General features: G+C 31.0%; 17 protein-coding genes, 5 tRNA genes and 3 other annotated features. Of the genes, 4 read left to right on the forward strand and 18 right to left on the reverse strand.

Translation table 11 applies throughout. The features are described 5' to 3' along the window. Window positions 1-313 precede the first annotated feature (313 nt). The 8 genes from HGI79_RS08175 to ytxC form a co-directional block, all read right to left on the reverse strand. Window positions 314-1,096: an RNA methyltransferase gene (locus tag HGI79_RS08175; protein WP_185650230.1), complete on the reverse strand. Its 783-nt coding sequence runs from the start codon at window positions 1,094-1,096 to the stop codon at window positions 314-316. Window positions 1,097-1,109: 13 nt separating this feature from the next. Then, the gene (locus HGI79_RS08180) at window positions 1,110-1,769 is read right to left on the reverse strand and encodes a TrkA family potassium uptake protein (RefSeq protein ID WP_185650231.1); all 660 of its coding nucleotides are present in this window, start codon (window positions 1,767-1,769) and stop codon (window positions 1,110-1,112) included. A 12-nt stretch (window positions 1,770-1,781) separates the two neighbouring features. Further along, window positions 1,782-3,128, reverse strand: coding sequence for a TrkH family potassium uptake protein (locus tag HGI79_RS08185; protein WP_185650232.1), 1,347 nt, complete (start codon window positions 3,126-3,128; stop codon window positions 1,782-1,784). 173 nt (window positions 3,129-3,301) lie between these two features. Continuing rightward, the gene (gene rplT / locus HGI79_RS08190) at window positions 3,302-3,661 is read right to left on the reverse strand and encodes a 50S ribosomal protein L20 (protein ID WP_185650233.1); all 360 of its coding nucleotides are present in this window, start codon (window positions 3,659-3,661) and stop codon (window positions 3,302-3,304) included. Between the two features lie 30 nt (window positions 3,662-3,691). Beyond that, the gene (gene rpmI / locus HGI79_RS08195) at window positions 3,692-3,889 is read right to left on the reverse strand and encodes a 50S ribosomal protein L35 (RefSeq protein ID WP_185650234.1); all 198 of its coding nucleotides are present in this window, start codon (window positions 3,887-3,889) and stop codon (window positions 3,692-3,694) included. 19 nt (window positions 3,890-3,908) lie between these two features. Then, complete coding sequence (infC, locus tag HGI79_RS08200) at window positions 3,909-4,430, reverse strand: translation initiation factor IF-3 (RefSeq protein ID WP_185650235.1); 522 nt, start codon at window positions 4,428-4,430, stop codon at window positions 3,909-3,911. Window positions 4,431-4,463: 33 nt separating this feature from the next. Next, window positions 4,464-4,574: a sequence feature (ribosomal protein L20 leader region), on the reverse strand. A gap of 41 nt (window positions 4,575-4,615) precedes the next feature. Further along, the gene (gene thrS / locus HGI79_RS08205) at window positions 4,616-6,532 is read right to left on the reverse strand and encodes a threonine--tRNA ligase (RefSeq protein ID WP_185650236.1); all 1,917 of its coding nucleotides are present in this window, start codon (window positions 6,530-6,532) and stop codon (window positions 4,616-4,618) included. A 73-nt stretch (window positions 6,533-6,605) separates the two neighbouring features. Then, window positions 6,606-6,866, reverse strand: a binding site (T-box leader). Between the two features lie 40 nt (window positions 6,867-6,906). After that, window positions 6,907-7,167 (reverse strand) — a binding site (T-box leader). A 142-nt stretch (window positions 7,168-7,309) separates the two neighbouring features. Further along, the gene (gene ytxC, locus HGI79_RS08210) at window positions 7,310-8,209 is read right to left on the reverse strand and encodes a putative sporulation protein YtxC (protein ID WP_185650237.1); all 900 of its coding nucleotides are present in this window, start codon (window positions 8,207-8,209) and stop codon (window positions 7,310-7,312) included. 520 nt (window positions 8,210-8,729) lie between these two features. Here ytxC and HGI79_RS08215 point away from each other — a divergent pair. After that, the gene (locus tag HGI79_RS08215) at window positions 8,730-9,434 is read left to right on the forward strand and encodes a DUF6873 family GME fold protein (RefSeq protein ID WP_185650238.1); all 705 of its coding nucleotides are present in this window, start codon (window positions 8,730-8,732) and stop codon (window positions 9,432-9,434) included. Between the two features lie 47 nt (window positions 9,435-9,481). Here HGI79_RS08215 and HGI79_RS08220 read toward each other — a convergent pair. The 9 genes from HGI79_RS08220 to HGI79_RS08260 form a co-directional block, all read right to left on the reverse strand. After that, a tRNA-Cys gene (locus tag HGI79_RS08220) sits at window positions 9,482-9,555 on the reverse strand. A gap of 4 nt (window positions 9,556-9,559) precedes the next feature. Continuing rightward, a tRNA-Gly gene (locus tag HGI79_RS08225) sits at window positions 9,560-9,634 on the reverse strand. A gap of 5 nt (window positions 9,635-9,639) precedes the next feature. Continuing rightward, window positions 9,640-9,715: transfer RNA gene (locus tag HGI79_RS08230), tRNA-Phe, on the reverse strand. Between the two features lie 3 nt (window positions 9,716-9,718). Then, window positions 9,719-9,795 (reverse strand) — tRNA-Asp (locus HGI79_RS08235). Window positions 9,796-9,800: 5 nt separating this feature from the next. Further along, window positions 9,801-9,876 (reverse strand) — tRNA-Val (locus tag HGI79_RS08240). A gap of 488 nt (window positions 9,877-10,364) precedes the next feature. Continuing rightward, window positions 10,365-11,255: an Hsp33 family molecular chaperone HslO gene (gene hslO, locus HGI79_RS08245; protein ID WP_185650239.1), complete on the reverse strand. Its 891-nt coding sequence runs from the start codon at window positions 11,253-11,255 to the stop codon at window positions 10,365-10,367. 43 nt (window positions 11,256-11,298) lie between these two features. Beyond that, complete coding sequence (locus HGI79_RS08250) at window positions 11,299-12,045, reverse strand: class I SAM-dependent methyltransferase (RefSeq protein ID WP_185650240.1); 747 nt, start codon at window positions 12,043-12,045, stop codon at window positions 11,299-11,301. A 132-nt stretch (window positions 12,046-12,177) separates the two neighbouring features. Continuing rightward, entirely contained in the window at window positions 12,178-12,438 is a 261-nt protein-coding gene (locus HGI79_RS08255; RefSeq protein ID WP_185650241.1) for a small, acid-soluble spore protein, alpha/beta type, read from the reverse strand. A 485-nt stretch (window positions 12,439-12,923) separates the two neighbouring features. Next, a complete protein-coding gene (locus HGI79_RS08260; RefSeq protein WP_185650242.1) occupies window positions 12,924-14,621 on the reverse strand; it encodes a peptide ABC transporter substrate-binding protein in 1,698 nt (565 codons plus the stop codon). Window positions 14,622-14,978: 357 nt separating this feature from the next. Between HGI79_RS08260 and HGI79_RS08265 the strand changes: the two genes are divergently transcribed. From HGI79_RS08265 to dapB, 3 genes are all read left to right on the forward strand, one after another. Then, window positions 14,979-15,971: an aspartate-semialdehyde dehydrogenase gene (locus HGI79_RS08265; RefSeq protein WP_185650243.1), complete on the forward strand. Its 993-nt coding sequence runs from the start codon at window positions 14,979-14,981 to the stop codon at window positions 15,969-15,971. Between the two features lie 50 nt (window positions 15,972-16,021). Then, a complete protein-coding gene (gene dapA / locus HGI79_RS08270; RefSeq protein WP_185650244.1) occupies window positions 16,022-16,903 on the forward strand; it encodes a 4-hydroxy-tetrahydrodipicolinate synthase in 882 nt (293 codons plus the stop codon). Window positions 16,904-17,063: 160 nt separating this feature from the next. Then, window positions 17,064-17,810 carry a 4-hydroxy-tetrahydrodipicolinate reductase gene (gene dapB / locus HGI79_RS08275; protein ID WP_185650245.1) on the forward strand — a complete coding sequence of 249 codons (747 nt, stop codon included), beginning with the start codon at window positions 17,064-17,066 and terminating at the stop codon, window positions 17,808-17,810. Window positions 17,811-18,478: 668 nt separating this feature from the next. Here the strand turns inward: dapB and HGI79_RS08280 are convergent. Beyond that, window positions 18,479-19,639 (reverse strand): pyridoxal phosphate-dependent aminotransferase, encoded by a 1,161-nt coding sequence (locus HGI79_RS08280; protein ID WP_185650246.1) that lies wholly within the window; start codon window positions 19,637-19,639, stop codon window positions 18,479-18,481. Between the last annotated feature and the right edge of the window lie 124 nt (window positions 19,640-19,763).

Raw genomic sequence — 19,763 nt, forward strand, 5'->3', positions numbered from 1 at the left:
AATTTTACATATACAATTCTAAATTGTCAATGTTAAACTGTGATAATTTTATATCCTTTATGGTTCAAAACTGAAAATTTAACTTATACGTAGGAATATGATGCCAAAACTGAAGGCACATTTAAAAACTTTTTTGTCAGTCTTAGTGAAGTGTTTTTAAAAAATCTTAGGAGCTTTGATATGTTTGAGGTACGAGTTTATCAAAGCTTCTTAGATTTTTAAAAACACGAGCTTTAGACTGATTAAAAGTTTTTAACGTGCCGAAGTTTGGCAGCATATTCCGGAGTATAAGTTAAATTTCGCACGTGTTTATTTATAATGTACTTTGCCTTACCACTTCAAACATCATAACTGCAGCTGCAATAGATACATTCAGAGACTCTGCATCACCCGGCATAGGTATTTTTATCTTATAATCAGCTCTATGAAAAATTTCCTCACTTACACCATTTCCTTCATTTCCAACAGCTATTATTACTCTATCTTTTAAATTTACATCAAAAAAATTATTTTCTGTATCTAATGAACTTACTACTAATTTAAATCCATTAGTTTTCAGAACTTCTAGTTTTTCTAAGTTATCATCTTGTATTATTGGAATATGAAATATAGATCCCATAGTAGATCTAAGTGTTTTTTCGTTATATATGTCCACAGTTCCTTTAGTTACTATAATACCTAAAGACCCAGCAGCATGAGCAGTTCTTATTATTGTGCCCATATTTCCTGGATCTTGCACTTTGTCAACTAGTACATAAAATCCTTGTTTGTTTTCTATCTTAATATTTTTGTTATCTACAACAGCTACAATCCCTTGTGGAGTATCAGTACTGCTTATACCCTTTAGTATTTGTTCCGTTACTTTATATACCTGTGTGTTTTTTTGAAGTTTATTTTTAATATGAAAGTTATCATACTTATCTAAAGCCTTATCACTTATAAAAATAAAAGAAACATTAAAATTAGACTGCAAAGCCTCACTAACAAATCTAAATCCTTCAATCAAAAACTTATTATTCTCTGTTCTATATTTCTTATCTTTTAATTTTTTTATATCTTTAATAAAGGAGTTATCCTTACTTTGAATACTTTCCACTTATATCTCATCCTTACACTTCTGTAGTCTCAAATTTATTTATGTGCTTATCTTTACCAATAGCTACGATTATATCTCCTTTAAGAATTTTATATTCAGAATTAGGCGATATATCTATATTATCTTTTCTCTTAACTGCTACTACATTGATTCCATACTTTGCTCTCATATCCAATTGTCCCAGTGTTTTGTTATGCCATTCTTTATCAGCCATAATTTCTGAAATACTATATTCTGATGACAACTCTATGTAGTCTAGCACACTTCTTGATACAATATCATGAGCTACTCGTGCACCTGTATCTCTTTCAGGAAAAACCACTTTATCCGCTCCTGTTTTATATAATATTCTTGCATGAATTTCAGTATTAGCCTTAGCAATTACATACTTTACTCCTAACTCCTTTGCTAGAAGAGTTATCATTATACTATCTTCCATATTTACACCTATTCCTATAATTGCTACATCAAAATTATTTATTCCTAGAGATTTTAAGTTTTCCTCATCTGTAGCATTTGTATGAACTGCATGTGTTACATATTCTGATATTTCCTGAACCCTTTTTTCATCAGTATCCACCGCTAATACATCATTACCTAACTGATACAAAGTTTTTGCAACAGCGGTTCCAAATCGACCTAATCCAATTACAATAAATTGTTTGTTATCCATAAAGTTCAACTCCTATCCAATTAAAATCTTATCTTCAGGATATCTTATAGAGCTGGGAACAGTCTTTTTTGCAAGAGCCAAAGCTACTGTTAAAGGACCAAGTCTTCCACAATACATGATAAAACATAAGATTATCTTTCCTAAAGTACTTAAATTTGGTGTTAATCCAAGGCTTAATCCTACAGTTCCAAAAGCTGATACTACCTCATAGAGTATATATTCTAAAGAATCTTGTGCCTCAGTGATACATAATATAAATGTTGCTAATACTACAATGCCCATTCCCATAACAGTAATAGCTAATGCCCTATATACAAGATCTTTCCCTATTCTCCTCTCATATATTTCTGTTTCCTCTCTACCTCTTATAACTGATATAACTGTTATAATAAGCAACGCTGCAGTAGTAGTCTTTATTCCACCAGCAGTTGAACCTGGAGATCCTCCTATAAACATAAATATAATAGTTAAGAGCTTTCCCTCTCCAGTCATATCTGAAGTAGAAATAGAATTGAATCCCGCAGTTCTTGGAACAATAGAAGCAAATAGCGATGATACCACTTTATCCTTTATTGACATAGGTCCTATGGTACTCTGATTATTCATTTCGAATAAAAACATTAAAATTGCTCCTATAAAAATTAAAAATACTGTAGAAACAATTACTATTTTAGAATGTAAAGATATTCTCTTTCTTTGTCTAAAGTAATATATCTCTTGCCAAACAAAAAAACCTAATCCCCCAACAACAATAAGCATACTTATTGTCATTATTATTATGGTATTTCCGTGATAAGGAGTTAAACTTCTAAATCCACCAATTATATCTATACCAGCATTACAAAAAGCTGATATTGAGTGAAAAATACTGTAGAATATACCTTTTTTCAAACCAAACTGCGGAATAAACTGTGTTGATAATAGTATGGCACCTATAGCTTCTGTTAAAAATGTAAATATTAACAAATACTTAGACAGTGCTACAAGTCCCTGTAATTTAGATGAATTTAGTGCTTGCTGTATAACTAACCTTTCTTTAAGTGTTACCCTTCTACCCATAATTAGTGCAAACAAAGTAGATATAGACATAAACCCTAGACCACCAATTTGTATAAGGAATAAGATTACAATTTGTCCAAATCTATTCCAGTGAGTACCTGTATCTAAGGTTACAAGACCAGTAACGCAGGTTGCTGAGGTCGATATAAATATACAATCTATAAAATTTGTATATTGTCCATTATTTGAGGATATAGGTAGCCAAAGCAACACTGCCCCAATTAAGATGATTATAACAAATCCCAATGTTAACACTTGAATTTCATTAATTTTAAACCACCTGTTAACTCTTAATTGCATCTAAAAGCCTCCTCTACTTTAGTAGCTTATAATCAAGTTTCATTTTATCTATAATATATTAATTTATCATATATTATGTATATTTTAAAATTAATTATTTATAAGAACTAATTTTAAAATATACATAATAGAAAAAATGCAGCTAAGCCGCTGCATTTTTTATGAAATCTATATTAAGCGTTCAATTGTTTCTTAGCTACTTCAACTAATTCAGCGAATGCTTTTGGATCATTTATAGCTATTTCTGAAAGCATTTTTCTATTGATATCAATACCTGCATTCTTGATTCCATTCATGAATCTTGAATATGAAAGTCCACTTAATCTTGAAGCAGCATTTATTCTTGCTATCCAAAGCTTTCTGAAATCTCTTTTCTTTAATCTTCTTCCTACGTAAGCATTTCTTAATGCTCTTATAACTGTTTCATTAGCAGTCTTGAATAACTTGCTCTTTCCACCATAGTAGCCTTTTGCAAGCTTTAATATTTTTTTATGATATTTACGAGCGTTTACAGCTCTTTTTACTCTTGCCATCTAAAAAAACCTCCTTCTATCGCCAGTATATTATACATAAGGCATTAATTTCTTCATTACTTTTTCTTGAGTTTCTGAAACGTATGCTGTCTTTCTAAGATTTCTCTTAGTCTTTGCGCTCTTCTTTGTTAATATATGGCTTTTGAAAGCTTTTGCTCTTTTAAGTTTACCTGTACCTGTAACTTTAAATCTTTTTGCTACACTTTTTTTAGTTTTCATTTTTGGCATAATAAATTCCTCCTCTCAACTATGCTTTCTTTGGTGATAAAACCATTGTCATATTTTTTCCTTCTAGTTTTGCTTCTTTTTCCTTTATACAAACATCTTCTAACTTGGTAAAAAAAGCATCTAGTATCTTCTTACCAGTAAATGAGTAATCAGCTTCTCTTCCTCTAAATCTAACTGTTACTTTAACCTTATCACCTGCAAGTAAAAACTTTCTTGCATTGTTTGCTTTAATGGAAACATCATGCTCTTCAATTGTAGGGCTTAGTCTAACTTCTTTTATGTTAACAACTTTTTGTTTCTTTTTAGCTTCTTTATCTTTCTTAGATTGCTCATAAATAAACTTGCCAAAGTCCATTATTTTACATACGGGTGGATTAGCATTTGGAGATATCATAACCAAATCTAATTCTTTTTCTTCAGCAATTCTTAGAGCTTCTCTAGACGATATTACCCCTAATTGTGAACCGTCGTCTCCAATAACTCTTAACTCTTTTTCTCTTATTTCCTCATTTACAAGAAAATCTTTATTTATGATTTTCACCTCCTAGGTGGATTTAACAATATATATTTCTATATACATAAAAAAGGACGGCATAAGCCGTCCTTAGAATACAATACTACAGTAAATTCTAATACCTTACTAGCTTTGCTGTAAGGTGAGAAACGGCTGTTTCTTCTTAACAAATGATATTTTACCACCTATATAATATATTGTCAACTATTTATTTAATCAACATAACTTATTTTTTTACTAATTTCATCACTAATTTTTGAAATAAATTCCTCTAAACTCATAGTTCCAAGATCACCTTGTTTTCTGCTTCTAACAGCTACATTTCCATCCTTTGCTTCCTTATCACCAATAACTAGCATATAAGGAACCTTTTGAAGTTGAGCTTCTCTAATCTTGTATCCGATTTTTTCATTTCTTACATCTATTTCTACTCTTATATCATTTTCCTTTAGTTCACCTGCAATTTTGTTTACGTAATCTATTTGCGCATCAGTTATATTCATAATTTTAATCTGTACTGGTGCAAGCCAAGCTGGGAAGGCCCCTGCATAATGCTCAGTTAATATTCCTATAAATCTTTCTACAGAACCAAACACAACTCTGTGAACCATAACAGGTCTGTGCTTTTCTCCATCTGCACCTATATAATTTAAATCAAACCTTTCTGGCAATTGAAAATCAAGTTGTATAGTTCCACACTGCCATGTTCTTCCTATGCAATCTTTTAAGTGGAAATCTATCTTAGGACCGTAGAAGGCACCATCACCTTCATTAACTTTGTATTTAAGTCCAATAGCTTCCAATGCATCTCTTAATCCATTAGTTGCTATATCCCAATCTTCATCACTTCCCATGGAATCCTCTGGTCTTGTTGAAAGTTCAACAGAATATTCAAATCCAAATACCTTGTAGAAACTATCTATAAGTCTTATAACATTCAATATTTCGTCTTTTGTGTTTTCTCTAGCCATAAATATATGAGCATCATCTTGAGTAAAACATCTCACTCTCATTAAACCATGTAACGCACCTGATTTCTCATGTCTGTGAACAACTCCCATTTCAGCATATCTTAAAGGAAGCTCCCTATATGAGTGAATTTGGTTTCTATAAACAAGTATTGATCCAGGACAATTCATAGGCTTTATAGCATAGTCTCCCTCATCAATTTTAGTAAAATACATATTCTCTTTATAATGGTCCCAGTGTCCTGATTGATGCCATAATGCTTCGTTTAGTATAATAGGTGTCATTATCTCATCATATCCAGCTTTTCTATGCATTTCTCTCCAGAAGTTTTGAAGTGTGTTTCTTACTACCATTCCTTTTGGGTGGAAGAATGGAAATCCCGGACCTTCTTCATGGATACTAAATAGATCTAATTCCTTACCTAGCTTTCTATGATCTCTTCTTTTTGCTTCTTCCATCATATGAATATATTCTTCTAGCTCAGCTTTTTTTTCAAAGGAAGTACCATATATTCTTTGAAGCATTTTATTCTTTTCATCGCCTCTCCAATATGCACCAGCTATTGATAACAACTTCATAGCTTTAGATTTTCCAGTGGAAGGTACATGAGGACCTGCACATAAGTCTACAAAATCGCCTTGCTTATAGAAAGAAATAATTTCATCTTCTGGCAAGTCATTTATTAATTCAACTTTATAGGACTCACCTTTTTCCTCCATCAATTTTAAAGCTTCTTCTCTTGATAACTCAAATTTTTCTAGTTTTAAATCTTCTTTTACTATCTTATTCATTTCTGCTTCTATTTTTTCAAGCATTTCTGGTGTAAATGAAAAATCAGCATCAAAATCATAATAAAATCCTGTGTCTATTGCTGGTCCTATAGCTAACTTAACCTTTGGATATAGTTTTTTTACTGCTTGAGCTAGTATGTGAGATGACGTATGCCTTAATATTTTTCTTCCGTCTTCATCTTCAAAAGTTAATATTTCAAGCTTACAATCATCATTAATTTCTTGCATTAGTTCTACTGTTTCACCATTTACTTTAGCACCTAAGGCCTTTTTAGCTAAGGATTTACTTAGTTTAGCTGCAACTTCTACAACTTTTGTTCCTTTTTCCACTTCAATTACATTTCCATCTTTTAAAGTGATCTTTAACATAGTACTCTCCTCCTATAATTATATAATCTTTATTGAAAATTAATTATTTGTAAAAACAAAAAACCCCTCCCGTATATGGGACGAGTAGTTATCGTGGTTCCACCCAAATTCAACAGTTAATATATAATAATATTGTAATGTTTAATTAATATTACAACAAATATATTTACTGTTATCTCTGAGACCTTAACGCGGCTAACGGAAATACTTACTATAGTTCAGTATACAACTCAAAGGTGGTTTTCAATAATGCTTACTCAAAGAACTTTACAGCCAACGAGTTCTTCTCTCTTAGAATAGCCTATTATTTACTCTTCCTTGTCATAATTTTTATTATTTTATATTTTAATATAAAAACAAAAAACCCCTCCCATACATGGGACGAGTAGTTATCGTGGTTCCACCCAAATTCAACAGTTAATATATAATAATATTGTAATACTTAATTAATATCACAACAAATATAATTACTGTTATCTCTGAGACCTTAACGCGGCTAACGGAAATACTTACTATAGTTCAGTATACAACTCAAAGGTGGTTTTCAATAATACTTACTCGAAGAACTTTACAGCCAATGGGTTCTTCTCTCTTAGAGCAGCCTGTTATTTACTCTTCCTTGTCATCATCTTTCTTCTATAGATTTCATTATATTATTTATATATATATATGTCAATATACAAATTTAATACTTATATGCCTTATATATCATTGTTCATATACTATGCTGTAGATGACCATATATTTAGTAATTTATATTAATCACTATATTTATATTCATACTTTATGTATGCTATGTTTTATTTTTTTACAAGTTTTGCAATCTTCACAAAAATTCACTCTATCAGTAAACACTTTTTTAACCGTATCTATCAATTCTACATTTTTGCAGTTATCAACACAATGAATAACTATTTTTTCAGGAGCATTAGTAATTAATACACTGATAAGCATATCTTCTGTATTTGTGTTATCTTTATATTTTAAATCATTTAAATCGCTAAATAATTCTTTAGATATATCTCTACCTTCCTTATCTTGTATTAAATAAGTTCCATCATTGTTAACTACTATATTTACCAAGTCAATCTTACTTTCTTGTACTTCTACAAAATATTTTAGTAGTTTAATAAATTCATTATATTCTTTTTCCACCATGTATCTCTCTACGACTTTGTCAATTATACTTTCTAAATCTTCCTTAATTTCTTTCATTCTAAAAGTTATAAATCCATTTATATTTATTTCTTTATTTTCATTTATACATTTAACTATTTTATCTATAATAGTATTCTTTTTATTCATACAATATATTGAACCTTCATCAATTAAAGCGTCTTTTCCTCTTAAAACCTCTAATACTACATTTTTAATTTCACTAATTTCATCATGTTTCAAAAAAAAGTATGTATCAGATAAAAAGTTAACCATGTCTTTCTTGTAAAATTCATCAATAACTACGCTGTACAGTATATTGGCTACATGTAAGTTAAATAGATTGTGTAGTCTTTCACTAATTGTTTCATCACAAAAAATCTTTACGAAGTGAGTATTATTTTCTATGCTTTCTGAAATTCCTATAATTACATTTTTATTTTTAAAATACTCTCTTGTATTACTTATTCCACTTATTACATCTTCTCTATCATTGTCGTATACCACAGTTAACAATAGCATTATTCACACTCCCTTCTTAAAATAGTATGTGTTTAAATGGATTGTATATGCAAATTCTTTTTGTCAAATGTCGACAATACATTATGAACTCCCTGACCGAAATTTAACTTATACTACGGTATATATTACCATGTTTCGTCACGTTAAATATTTTTAATTAGTCTAAAGCTCAAATTTGAGAAATACCTAAGAACTTTGATAAACTCGTACCTCAAACATATCTAAAGTTCTAAGGTCTTTCTCAAATTTTCGCTAAGACTAATAAAAAAATATTTAAATGTGACTTCAACATTGGTAATATATACCTACGCATAAGTTAAATTTAAGCTGTGGTTATAGATAATTAACCCTAAAAATTAGTTTATCATAATGTCAATTTGCCACCTTTATATCTAAAGTAAGATATAGGAAGATTTTAACTAATGTATGCATGTAAAACTTATATCTAAAACTCTAGTTGAAACTTAAGGATTAAGGCTATAAAATATTACAGAGAATGTAAATATGAAAGGATGGTATCATGAAATATGCTATAGTGGATTTTAGAATAGATGTTGAAGAAAAAAAAATGCTACAGCAATTAGGATGTCAGGTATTAGTTTGTCCACCATCCAATTTACTTTATGATGCTATTTGTGGACACCCCGATATACTTCTACACATAATTGATAACAAAAATATAATAGTGCATAAGGATATGAATAAAGAGTTTATTGAGTCATTACGCTCATTAAATTTAAATGTAATTTTGTCTAAACACAGCTTAAAATCCAACTATCCCTACGATATTATGCTGAACAGTTTAAATTTTTCTAATTTATTTGTACATAATTTGAAGTTTACTGATCCTAAGCTACTACGTTATGTATCATATAAAAAACTTATATCTGTAAAGCAAGGATATACAAAATGTTCTACTGCAATAGTTAATGAGAATGCAGTTATAACTAGCGATAACACAATAGCATCTGCTCTTGGCAAAGAAAATATAGATGTGTTGTTGCTTCCTTCTGGAGATATACTGCTTCCTGGTTTAAACTATGGATTTATTGGAGGATGCTGCGGCTTATTAGATAGAAACACTTTAGCATTCTATGGAGATCTTAATTATTATAAATACGGAAATGATGTTATTAATTTTTTGAAAAAACATAGTGTAAAACCAGTCTTTTTACGACAAGGAAAATTAATAGATAGAGGGAGTTTATTTATAATTGAAGTGTGAATAAAAATAAAAATAAAAAAGAATTGCTTAAAAGCAATTCTTTTTTATGGAGGCGCCACCCAGATTTGAACTGGGGATAAAGGTTTTGCAGACCTCTGCCTTACCACTTGGCTATAGCGCCATATTGGAGCGGAAGATGGGATTCGAACCCACGACGTTCACCTTGGCAAGGTGACGCTCTACCACTGAGCCACTCCCGCATACCTGGTGGCCAGACCAGGAATCGAACCAGGGACACGAGGATTTTCAGTCCTCTGCTCTACCGACTGAGCTATCTGGCCATGTGGCGACCCAGAAGGGACTCGAACCCTCGACCTCCGGCGTGACAGGCCGGCACTCTAACCAACTGAGCCACTGGGCCGCATTTGGTGGGCACAACAGGGCTCGAACCTGTGACCCTCTGCTTGTAAGGCAGATGCTCTCCCAGCTGAGCTATGCGCCCAAATGCATGTCGCAAAGACAATTAATATTATAAACGTTAGATTCAATATTGTCAACATTTATTTTTCTCATTTTCACAAAATTATTTTTCAGTGAAAGTTATTGTCTCCACGCAGAATATAATATAAAAAAAACACTCAGTAGTCAAGACTATAACACGCCATTAAGCGAATTTATTTTAACACAACTTCTAGTTTCTATATAATACTGTAATTTCCTTATATAGATGTGAAACTTTTAAATTTAATTTATTCCACATAGCATATTACTAGATTATGCCACTAATAAATAGTTTAAGCAAGTCTAAGCCTCAAATTAGCAGAAAAGCTAAGGACTTTGATAAACTCGCTTACGCTCAAACAGTATCAAAGTGCTAAGCTTTTCTACTAATTTGAGGCCAAGACTTGCTAATAAAATATTTAACGTGACGAAGTATGGTAACATATGCGGTCGTATAAGTTAAATTTCGGGCATGGTTATCTATATCATCTATTTATTATTTTTACTATATGCAATCATTTCTCCTATATCATCATTAGTAAACATATAGGATTTATTACAAAAATGACATTTTAGTTCTTCTTCTTTTCCTTCATCATATAACTCTTGTAAATCCTTTTGTCCTATACTTAATAAAGCTCTCTCAACCTTTTCCCTTGTACAATCACATTTATAATTAGGTGTTGTATCCTCTAATATCTTTAAATCCATATCTTCAAATATATAGTTAAGAATTTCTTCTATACTCATGCCTTTTGTTATCATGTCTGTAATTGAAGGTATTTCATTTAATCTGTAGGTTAAAAGATCTGCTACAAGCTCATTAGCTCCTGGCATCATTTGTACTATAAAACCACCTGCTGCTTTAATACTCAAATCTGTATCTACAAGAACACCTAACCCCACAGCTGAAGGAGTCTGTTCTGATACAGTAAAATAATATGCTAAATCATCTCCTATTTCTCCTGTATAAATAGGAACCTGACCAACATAAGGCTCTCTTAATCCCATATCCCTTATAATCACTAGATTTCCATTCTTACCTATAGCTCCTCCAACATCAAGTTTTCCCTTATCATTTTCAGGCAAATCTACAGTTGGATTACCTATATATCCTTTTACACTTGCATCGGCATACGCTGTTACTACTACTCCTTTTGCCAATCCACCTCCTGAAATCTGCAAGGTAATTACGTCTTTCGGAGATTTCAACATAGCTCCCATAAGGCTTCCTGCTGTAAGCATTCTACCAAGAGCTGCAGCTGCTGTTGGCGCGCATTGATGAATTCTAACTCCTTCATCTACTAGCTCAGTAGTTATAGCCGCTACTATCCTAATTTCTCCATTTTGTGCTGTAGCATGAACTAATTTATCTTTCACAATAATATTCCTCCCTGAATCTATAATAAAAATATTAATTTACCTATATATCTTTCTTTTTAACTACATAAACTATTCTCTCAGTGTCATTACTTATTATATTAGTTTCATAGTTGTCCATAACTTTTACAATTTGAAGTGATGACTCTTTTAATAACACTTCAATTTCTTTATGTTCATAAGCCCTCTCTCTGTGTTCTTCATCGAATCTTCTATATAGTTCTCCTTGCTTAACAAAAAAAGTAAGATACATGTCTACAATTCTATTTTCAAAGGTATTTTCCCATATATAAGTTACATTTTCATCATCATAATTATATACATTATTTCCTAAAATATTTGCTAACTTATGATAAGAGTTAATATCAAATATAAAAATACCGTTATCTTTAAGATGATTATTTATAGCTAAAAAATACTTTTTAATATCACTAGTTTCAATTATGTAATTTGTAGAATCTAAACAGCAGGTTATAAGATCAAATTTTTTATTTAAGTTTAACTCACACATATTTTGACAGACGAATTTTACCTTTAAGCCTTTACTACGAAGCTTCTGCTCTGCTTTTGTAAGCATTTCATAAGACAAATCTACTGCCCAAGAGTTAGTGAAGCTCGGCGCTATTTCTGTAGTAATATTACCTGTACCACAACAAAGATCAAGATAATCTACTTGATTCACATTAAATTCATTACATATATCTAATACTACTTTTCCCCATTTATTATAGTCTATATCACTGTTTATAAGTTCATCATAAATGTGAGCAAATTCTTTATAACACTCCATATTGACTTCCTCTCAAATCTTAAGTACTTAATTATCCTATTTATTCATCAATTAATATTATATACTTTTAATATATAAGTCAATAATATATATTAATATAGAAAAAGTTCTTGTCTATATGATTATATTCCTTTAAAATATCTTTTGATTATTTAGTATAACCTCATTTTTAGGTAAATTAAGCTCTTTTTTTCTTTTGGTCATTATTCCACCTATTCTTCCAGTTTCTTCGGCAGTAAGACCACTCCATCCAAGTTTATCTACCTTATCTCTGAGCCCTAATTCTTCAGCTATTTCATACTTAAGTCTTTCTCTTAGTTTTTCCGCATCCGTTAGCTCTCTATGTGATTTTAACTTAGCTTTTATCACTTTCTTTAATGGTGTCTTTCCCATATGCATTACCCTCCCGTTTTCTATATGTTATTTTTTACACTAAAGGAATTAATTATACCTATTACTTCTTTTTATATTGTTAAAAAACAAGCTAAAATAAAAAAAGATCTATTATAGAAGTTTTACTAACTCCTAATAATAAATCTTTTTATATATTAGCTATAGTCCTAACTATATAGATAACCACGCCCGAAATTTAACTTATACGACCGCATATGTTGCCAAACTTCAGCACGTTAAAAACTTTTAATCAGTCTAAAGTTCGTGTTTAAGAAAATCTAAGAGCCTTATATAAACTCGCTGCACTCAAACGTATATAAGGTTCTAAGATTTTCTAAAACACTTCACTAAGACTGATAAAAAAGTTTTTAAATGTGCTTCAGTTTTGGCAACATATGCCTACGTATAAGTTAAATTTAAGCTGTGGGTATCTATAGCTAAACAACTTGTGTATTTGGCTTATCATAGAGGGATAAAATCCAACTCTATCTTCCTTGGGTATATGCATATTTTAATTCTAACTGTGGTCCAAATAATGGAATCATTACACCTTTAACATAATCATGTTTATAAATTTGCTTATTTCTGTATACAGTTGGCGCTATTACTGCATCTTCTTCAATTAAAATAGTTTCGACCTCTTTAAAAATCTGAAACCTTTCTTCTTTTTTATCTACTCCTAGGGTAGATACTTCCCCTATAAGCGAATCATATGTTTTATTTGACCATCCAGTATTTATTAGGTTAACGCCAGTTACCCAAAGATCAAATTCTGTCATAGGATCATTATAATCAGCTGACCATACTGAAGATGACATTTGATAGTCCCCTGATTGTATCCTATTTACGTATGTTGTATAGTCTACATAATCTATTTTTATATGTACTCCAAGATTTCTATAATACATATTCTGAAAATATTCAGCTATTTCTTTCTGATCTGAATCTGTACCTGGCTGCAAGTAGTTAACTGTAACCTTGCTGGGATCAGTGTACATTCCTAACTCTTTTAAACCCTCTACTAAGAGTACCTTTGGATTTGGATAGTCATCCTTCAGCTTTTTTATAGGTTCAAAGTTTAGTTTCTCCCTGAAATCTTCACCATCAATCTGCAATGAGGGTGGTACCCATCCATAGGCAGGAGTATATAACCCCTTCCATAAAGTTTTAGATACTTCCTCTCTATCAATGGCTAAAGAAAATGCCTTTCTTACCTTATCATTACTAAATAAGCGGTTCTTCTGATTATAGAATTGAAAATTAGTAGCTGGTTCTGGTATTCTAACTACATTTAACTTTTCAGACTTATCAATCTTATCCTTCCATTCAGGTTTTACAACCTTAACTATATCTACTGATCCATTCTTAAGTCTGTTCAATATTGTTGAATCAGATTTTTGTATTTTCATATTTACTTTTTCAAGCTTAACAGATTTAGAATCCCAGTAATTATCATTTTTAACCAGCTCTACTTTATTGTTATGTATCCATTGTTTTATTATGAAAGGGCCACAATATAACATAGTTGACGCGTCTGTCCCATACTTATCTGCATATTTCTCTACTAAATCTTTTCTCTGTGGCTGCATTGCCTTAAAGCTTGTTAAATTTAGAAAATATGAACAAGGGCTTTCCAGAGTTATTTCTAGAGTTCTATCATCTAAAGCTTTTACACCTAATATATCTGAAGATAATTTTTTTCCTATATTATTTTTTGAACTATTATATTCTTTAGCTCCCTTTATAGGATACAATAAAAATGCATATTGAGATTGAACTTTTGGGTCAAGTGTTCTTTTTATTCCATATACATAATCTTCAGCTGTTACTTTTTTTCCATCAGACCATTGATTATCTCTTAAATAGAATGTCCACTTTAATCCATCTTCAGAAATATCCCATTTTTCTGCCCCTGCTGGCTTGACTATATCCTTGCCTTTACCGTCTTGCTCTATTCTTGTCAAGGCTTCATTTACTTCAGCTAAAACCTGTGTTGAATAAGAATCTACTGCTTTAGACTGATCTAGAGTTTGAGGCTCTCCATCTAAGATTATATTTAAATATTGTTGTTTATCATCTTCAACAGTTACTTTTTTTTGCTCACTTTCGCTACATGCTGATAAAAATACAGAACAACTTAAGAAAAGCATTGACAATATACCTATAAATTTCTTGCTTTTCATGAAAAAACCCCCTACAAAAATTAGATAATATTTCTACAATTATATAAATATTATTTTACCATATTTTCCACACATAAATATTTTTATCTTTTATACTAAATTTTGTTCAATAATGAAACTTATGCATATAATGTTAATATAGATATTATAAAACAAAATACATACACTTTATAGGCTACTTTAAATAACTATAACAAAATATAATTAGACTTCTTAATCTACAATTTTTTACGTTAATTTGTATAATTATTTTTTATTCAACATATATATGCATTATTTATACATTTCAAAAAAAGTATATACTTTTATGTTGTACAGCTATATAATATAATAAGAATATTTTTTGGAGGGATTGAAATGAATTATAATGTGGCAGTAGTTGGCTGTACTGGAATGGTTGGAAGAAAGTTTATTGAGGTGTTAGAGCAAAGAAATTTTCCTGTTGATAACATCTATTTTTATGCATCTGCAAGATCTGCTGGTACAACATTAAAATTTAAAAATGCTGATTTTGTAGTAGAAGAATTGAAAGAGGATAACATAAAAGATAAAAAAATTGACTTTGCTTTATTTTCCGCTGGTGGAGATGTAAGTAAGGAATACGCTCCTATTTTTGCAAGATATGGAGCAACAGTTATAGATAACAGTAGTGCTTGGAGAATGGATCCTGAAGTACCACTAGTTGTTCCTGAAGTAAATCCTGAGGATATTGAATGGAACAAAGGTATAATAGCAAATCCTAACTGCTCTACAATTCAAGCTGTAGTTGCTCTAAAACCTTTATACGACAAGTACGGAGTAAATAGAATAGTATATTCCACATATCAAGCGGTATCCGGTGCTGGTATGAGTGGATATGATGACTTAATAGAAGGATATAAGGGTAATGCACCTAAAAAATTCCCTTATGCAATTGCAGGGAACGTATTACCTCATATAGATGTTTTCTTAGAAAATGGCTATACAAAAGAAGAAGAAAAAATGATTAAAGAAACTAGAAAAATATTACACGACAATGACTTAAGAGTTACAGCTACTACAGTTAGAGTTCCTGTAGTATATGGACATAGTGAAAGCATAAACGTAGAGCTTAAAAATTCTTTTGAAATAGACGATATATTTAAGTTATACGAAAATGCTGAAGGAGTAATTCTAAAAGATGATACTAAGAATCTTGTATATCCACTTCCTATAGATGCAGCTGGACATGATGAAGTTTATGTTGGAAGAATTAGAAGAGACTTCAGCTTAGACAATGGTCTAAACCTATGGGTTGTTGCAGACAATATAAGAAAAGGTGCTGCTTCAAATGCAATCCAGATTGCAGAATATATTATAAAAAATAAATAGTTATCTATATGCTAGCTATTTAAAATAAAAATATAAAATGAGGTGTTTCTATGAGCTTATTTAAAGGTTCAGGAGTTGCTATCGTTACCCCATTTAATGAACAAGGAATAGACTTTGAAAAATTAGAAGAATTACTTGAGTGGCACATAAAATCTGGAACAAACGCCATTATAGTATGCGGAACCACCGGCGAAGCATCTACTATGACAGAACAAGAGAAAAAAGATACAATTAAATTTACAGTAGATAAAATAAATAAAAGAATTCCTGTAATAGCCGGTACTGGAACTAATAATACCGCAGCTTCTATAAATATGAGCAAATGGGCTGAAAGCATAGGTGTTGATGGACTTTTAATAATAACTCCTTATTACAATAAAACTACACAAAGAGGACTTATAGAACATTTTAAGGCTATAGCAACAAACGTAAAGACTCCTATAGTTGTATACAATGTTCCTGGAAGAACTGGTATGAATATTCTACCAAAGACCTTAAAACAGTTATGTGAACTTGACAATATAGTAGCTGTAAAAGAAGCTAGTGGAAATATAAGTCAGATAGCACAGATAAAAGCTTTATGTGGTGACAGACTTGATATTTATTCTGGTAATGATGATCAAATAATTCCAATACTTTCTTTAGGAGGCATAGGAGTTATATCTGTAGTTGCAAATATTATCCCAAAGGATATTCATGATATATGTGAATTATTCCTATCTGGAAAAGTTAAAGAAGCTTTAAAACTACAACTAGAATCCTTAGCTTTAACTAATGCACTATTTATTGAAACAAATCCTATACCATTAAAAACAGCTATGAATCTTCTTGGAATGAAAGTTGGAAATCTAAGACTTCCTCTATGTGATATGAGTGTGGAAAACTTAGAAGTTCTAAAACAAGAATTGATAAATTATGGTCTTTTAAAATAGCTATATAATATATTTATGAATGAGTACTAATGTTAAGGGTGTTTGTCAGATTTAAGTATCAGAAGTCTATGTACTGGAATTATAGACTTCTGACTGCTTGAACTTAAAACACCCTTCTGTATATAATTAATATAAATTTTACCTATAGGAGGTATTAGTAATGGTTAGAGTTATATTAAGCGGATGTAACGGCAAAATGGGGAAGGTTATTTCAAGCATCTCATCAAACTTCCCTAACTTAAGTATTGTTGCTGGTATAGATAGAAATACTGAGCAATCTGGTTTTCCTGTATTCTCAAGTATTAGTGAATGTACTGTTAATGCAGATGTAATTATAGACTTTTCAAGACCAGATATCCTAGAAAGCTTGCTAAGCTATGCAAAAGAAAAAAATCTAGGCATTGTTTTATGTACAACTGGATATACAAAGGAACAATTAGAAAAGATCCATGATGCTTCAAAAGAATTACCTGTATTCCGTACAGCAAACTTGTCAATTGGTATAAACATAGTAAATAAGATTCTAAGAAATATAAGTGCTTTATTATATAAGGATTTTGATATAGAAATAGTAGAAAAGCACCATAATCAAAAAGTAGATTCACCAAGTGGTACCGCTCTTCTTTTAGCAAATACTATAAAGGATTCAATTGCTGAAGAAACTGAATTTGTTTATGGCAGAGAAGGAATAGCAAAAAGAGATTCTAAGGAAATAGGTATACACGCTGTAAGAGGCGGCGGCATAGTTGGTGATCACGATGTTATTTTTGCTGGTCAAGGTGAAGTTATAGAAATCAGACACTCTGCAATATCCAGAGAAGTCTTTGCAGTAGGATCACTTAGAGCTGCCGAGTTTATGTATAAAAAAGAAAATGGTCTTTACACAATGGATGACGTACTTAAGTAATATAGATAACCATGCCCGAAATTTAACTTATACTCCGGTATATATTACCATGCTTCGTCACGTTAAATATTTTTAATTAGTCTAAAGCTCAAATTTGATAAAAATCTAAGAACTTTGATAAACTCGTACCTCAAACATATCAAAAGTTCTAAGATTTTTTATCAAATTTTCGCTAAGACTAATAAAAAATATTTAAATGTGACTTCAGCATTGGTAATATATCCCTACGCATAAGTTAAATTTAAGCTGTTGGTATCTATATAGGATTCTTCATTGTAAACTAGCATATTTCTAACATAAGTTAAGTTTCCACTTTTTATCCTATATTGTAGAGTTCTAGAGAGGGAATTCAACTTATACGTAGGGAGATGTTGCCAAAACTGAAAGCACATTTAAAAACTTTTTTATCAGTCTTAGTGAAGTGTTTTAGAAAATCTTAGAGCCTTATATATGTTTGAGCGTAGCGAGTTTATATAAGGTTCTTTTAAATCTATTATGAAACTACTCTTCCTTTCGTCAGAGTAGTAAGCGATTCGCACAAAATCACAGATTTTGGCTCTCTGCTTAAACACGAACTTTAGACTGATTAAAAGTTTTTAACGTGCTGAAGTTTGGCAACATCTCCTGGAGTATAAGTTGAATTCTCTCTCCGAATCCCTAGAAACATATTACAATGTTTTTATCCACTTTTCTATTCTATCAGCTGCTTCTTTTAGTTGCTCCATGCTGTAGGCATAGGATATTCTTATGTAGCCTTCTCCACCTACTCCAAAGGCATCTCCTGGTACTGCTGCTACGCCTGCTTCTTTTAGCAGTCTTTCACAGAATTCTTCACTTTTCATGTTAAAGCTTTCTATGGAAGGAAATATATAAAAAGCTCCCATGGGCAAGTTAGATTTGAATCCCATATTTATAAGTCTGTTATAAAGGTAATCCCTTCTAGCTATGAATTCTTTCTTCATTAGTTCTACATCTTTCATGCAGCTTCTTAGTCCCTCATAAGCTCCCCATTGTACAATAGAAGGTGCACAGGATACGTTGTATTGATGTACCTTCATAACAGCATTCATGAATAAATTATTTGCACATACATATCCAATTCTAAGTCCAGTCATAGAAAACATTTTAGAGAATCCACCTACTAGTATTACTCTGTCTCTTATATCTTCATATTGTCCTATAGAATAATAGTTAGCTTCAAAGCAAAGAGCGCTATACATTTCATCTGAAATAACAATTACATTGCTTTCTTTAACTATGTTGTGGAGCTTTTCACTATCTTCTTTTGAAAGTACTGCTCCTGTTGGATTGGATGGATATGATACTACAAGTACTTTTGGATTTTCTCTTTTTATAACCTCTTGTAGTTCATTAAAATCAATGGAAAAGTCATTATTTAATTTATAATTTACTACTTCACCGCCTAATAATTTTACACAACTTTCATAGGCTGGGTAAGCTGGTGTAGGTATAAGCACCTTATCATTAGGGTTTAATAATGCTGTAAATACATCCATTAGCCCCTCGCTGCCGCCTACTGTAATGCATATTTCATCTTCACTATATGTTATTTGCTGAGTTTTCAAGTAATTTGATATTTCTCTTCTAAGTTCTAAAATACCAGCATTTGATGTATATGTAGTTTTGTTATCCTCTATAGCTTTAATCATAGCTGACTTTATTTCCTCTGGAACATTAAAGTCAGGCTGCCCTAAAGTTAAGGATATGGCATTTGGGTATTTTACTACTTTATTAAAAAACTTTCTTATTCCTGATATTTCTATACTTTCAACGTTTTTAGAAATCAGTTCATTTATGTTACTAGTCATATAGCATTTACACCCCTTTATGAATATTAAAATCTATATTTATAGGTTTCCTAGCTCGAAACTTAACTTATACGTAGGAATATGTTGACAAAACTGAAGCACATTTAAAAACTTTTTTATCAGT

The organism is Clostridium sp. DJ247 (assembly GCF_014231265.1).

Bases quoted from the DNA above. Each gene is read 5' to 3' on its own strand.
- HGI79_RS08180 (WP_185650231.1), bottom strand. From the start codon at position 1,769: ATGGATAACAAACAATTTATTGTAATTGGATTAGGTCGATTTGGAACC.
- HGI79_RS08185 (WP_185650232.1), bottom strand. From the start codon at position 3,128: ATGCAATTAAGAGTTAACAGGTGGTTTAAAATTAATGAAATTCAAGTG.
- rplT (WP_185650233.1), bottom strand. From the start codon at position 3,661: ATGGCAAGAGTAAAAAGAGCTGTAAACGCTCGTAAATATCATAAAAAA.
- rpmI (WP_185650234.1), bottom strand. From the start codon at position 3,889: ATGCCAAAAATGAAAACTAAAAAAAGTGTAGCAAAAAGATTTAAAGTT.
- thrS (WP_185650236.1), bottom strand. From the start codon at position 6,532: ATGTTAAAGATCACTTTAAAAGATGGAAATGTAATTGAAGTGGAAAAA.
- ytxC (WP_185650237.1), bottom strand. From the start codon at position 8,209: ATGCTATTGTTAACTGTGGTATACGACAATGATAGAGAAGATGTAATA.
- HGI79_RS08215 (WP_185650238.1), top strand. From the start codon at position 8,730: ATGAAATATGCTATAGTGGATTTTAGAATAGATGTTGAAGAAAAAAAA.
- HGI79_RS08250 (WP_185650240.1), bottom strand. From the start codon at position 12,045: ATGGAGTGTTATAAAGAATTTGCTCACATTTATGATGAACTTATAAAC.
- HGI79_RS08255 (WP_185650241.1), bottom strand. From the start codon at position 12,438: ATGGGAAAGACACCATTAAAGAAAGTGATAAAAGCTAAGTTAAAATCA.
- HGI79_RS08260 (WP_185650242.1), bottom strand. From the start codon at position 14,621: ATGAAAAGCAAGAAATTTATAGGTATATTGTCAATGCTTTTCTTAAGT.
- HGI79_RS08265 (WP_185650243.1), top strand. From the start codon at position 14,979: ATGAATTATAATGTGGCAGTAGTTGGCTGTACTGGAATGGTTGGAAGA.
- dapA (WP_185650244.1), top strand. From the start codon at position 16,022: ATGAGCTTATTTAAAGGTTCAGGAGTTGCTATCGTTACCCCATTTAAT.
- dapB (WP_185650245.1), top strand. From the start codon at position 17,064: ATGGTTAGAGTTATATTAAGCGGATGTAACGGCAAAATGGGGAAGGTT.
- HGI79_RS08280 (WP_185650246.1), bottom strand. From the start codon at position 19,639: ATGACTAGTAACATAAATGAACTGATTTCTAAAAACGTTGAAAGTATA.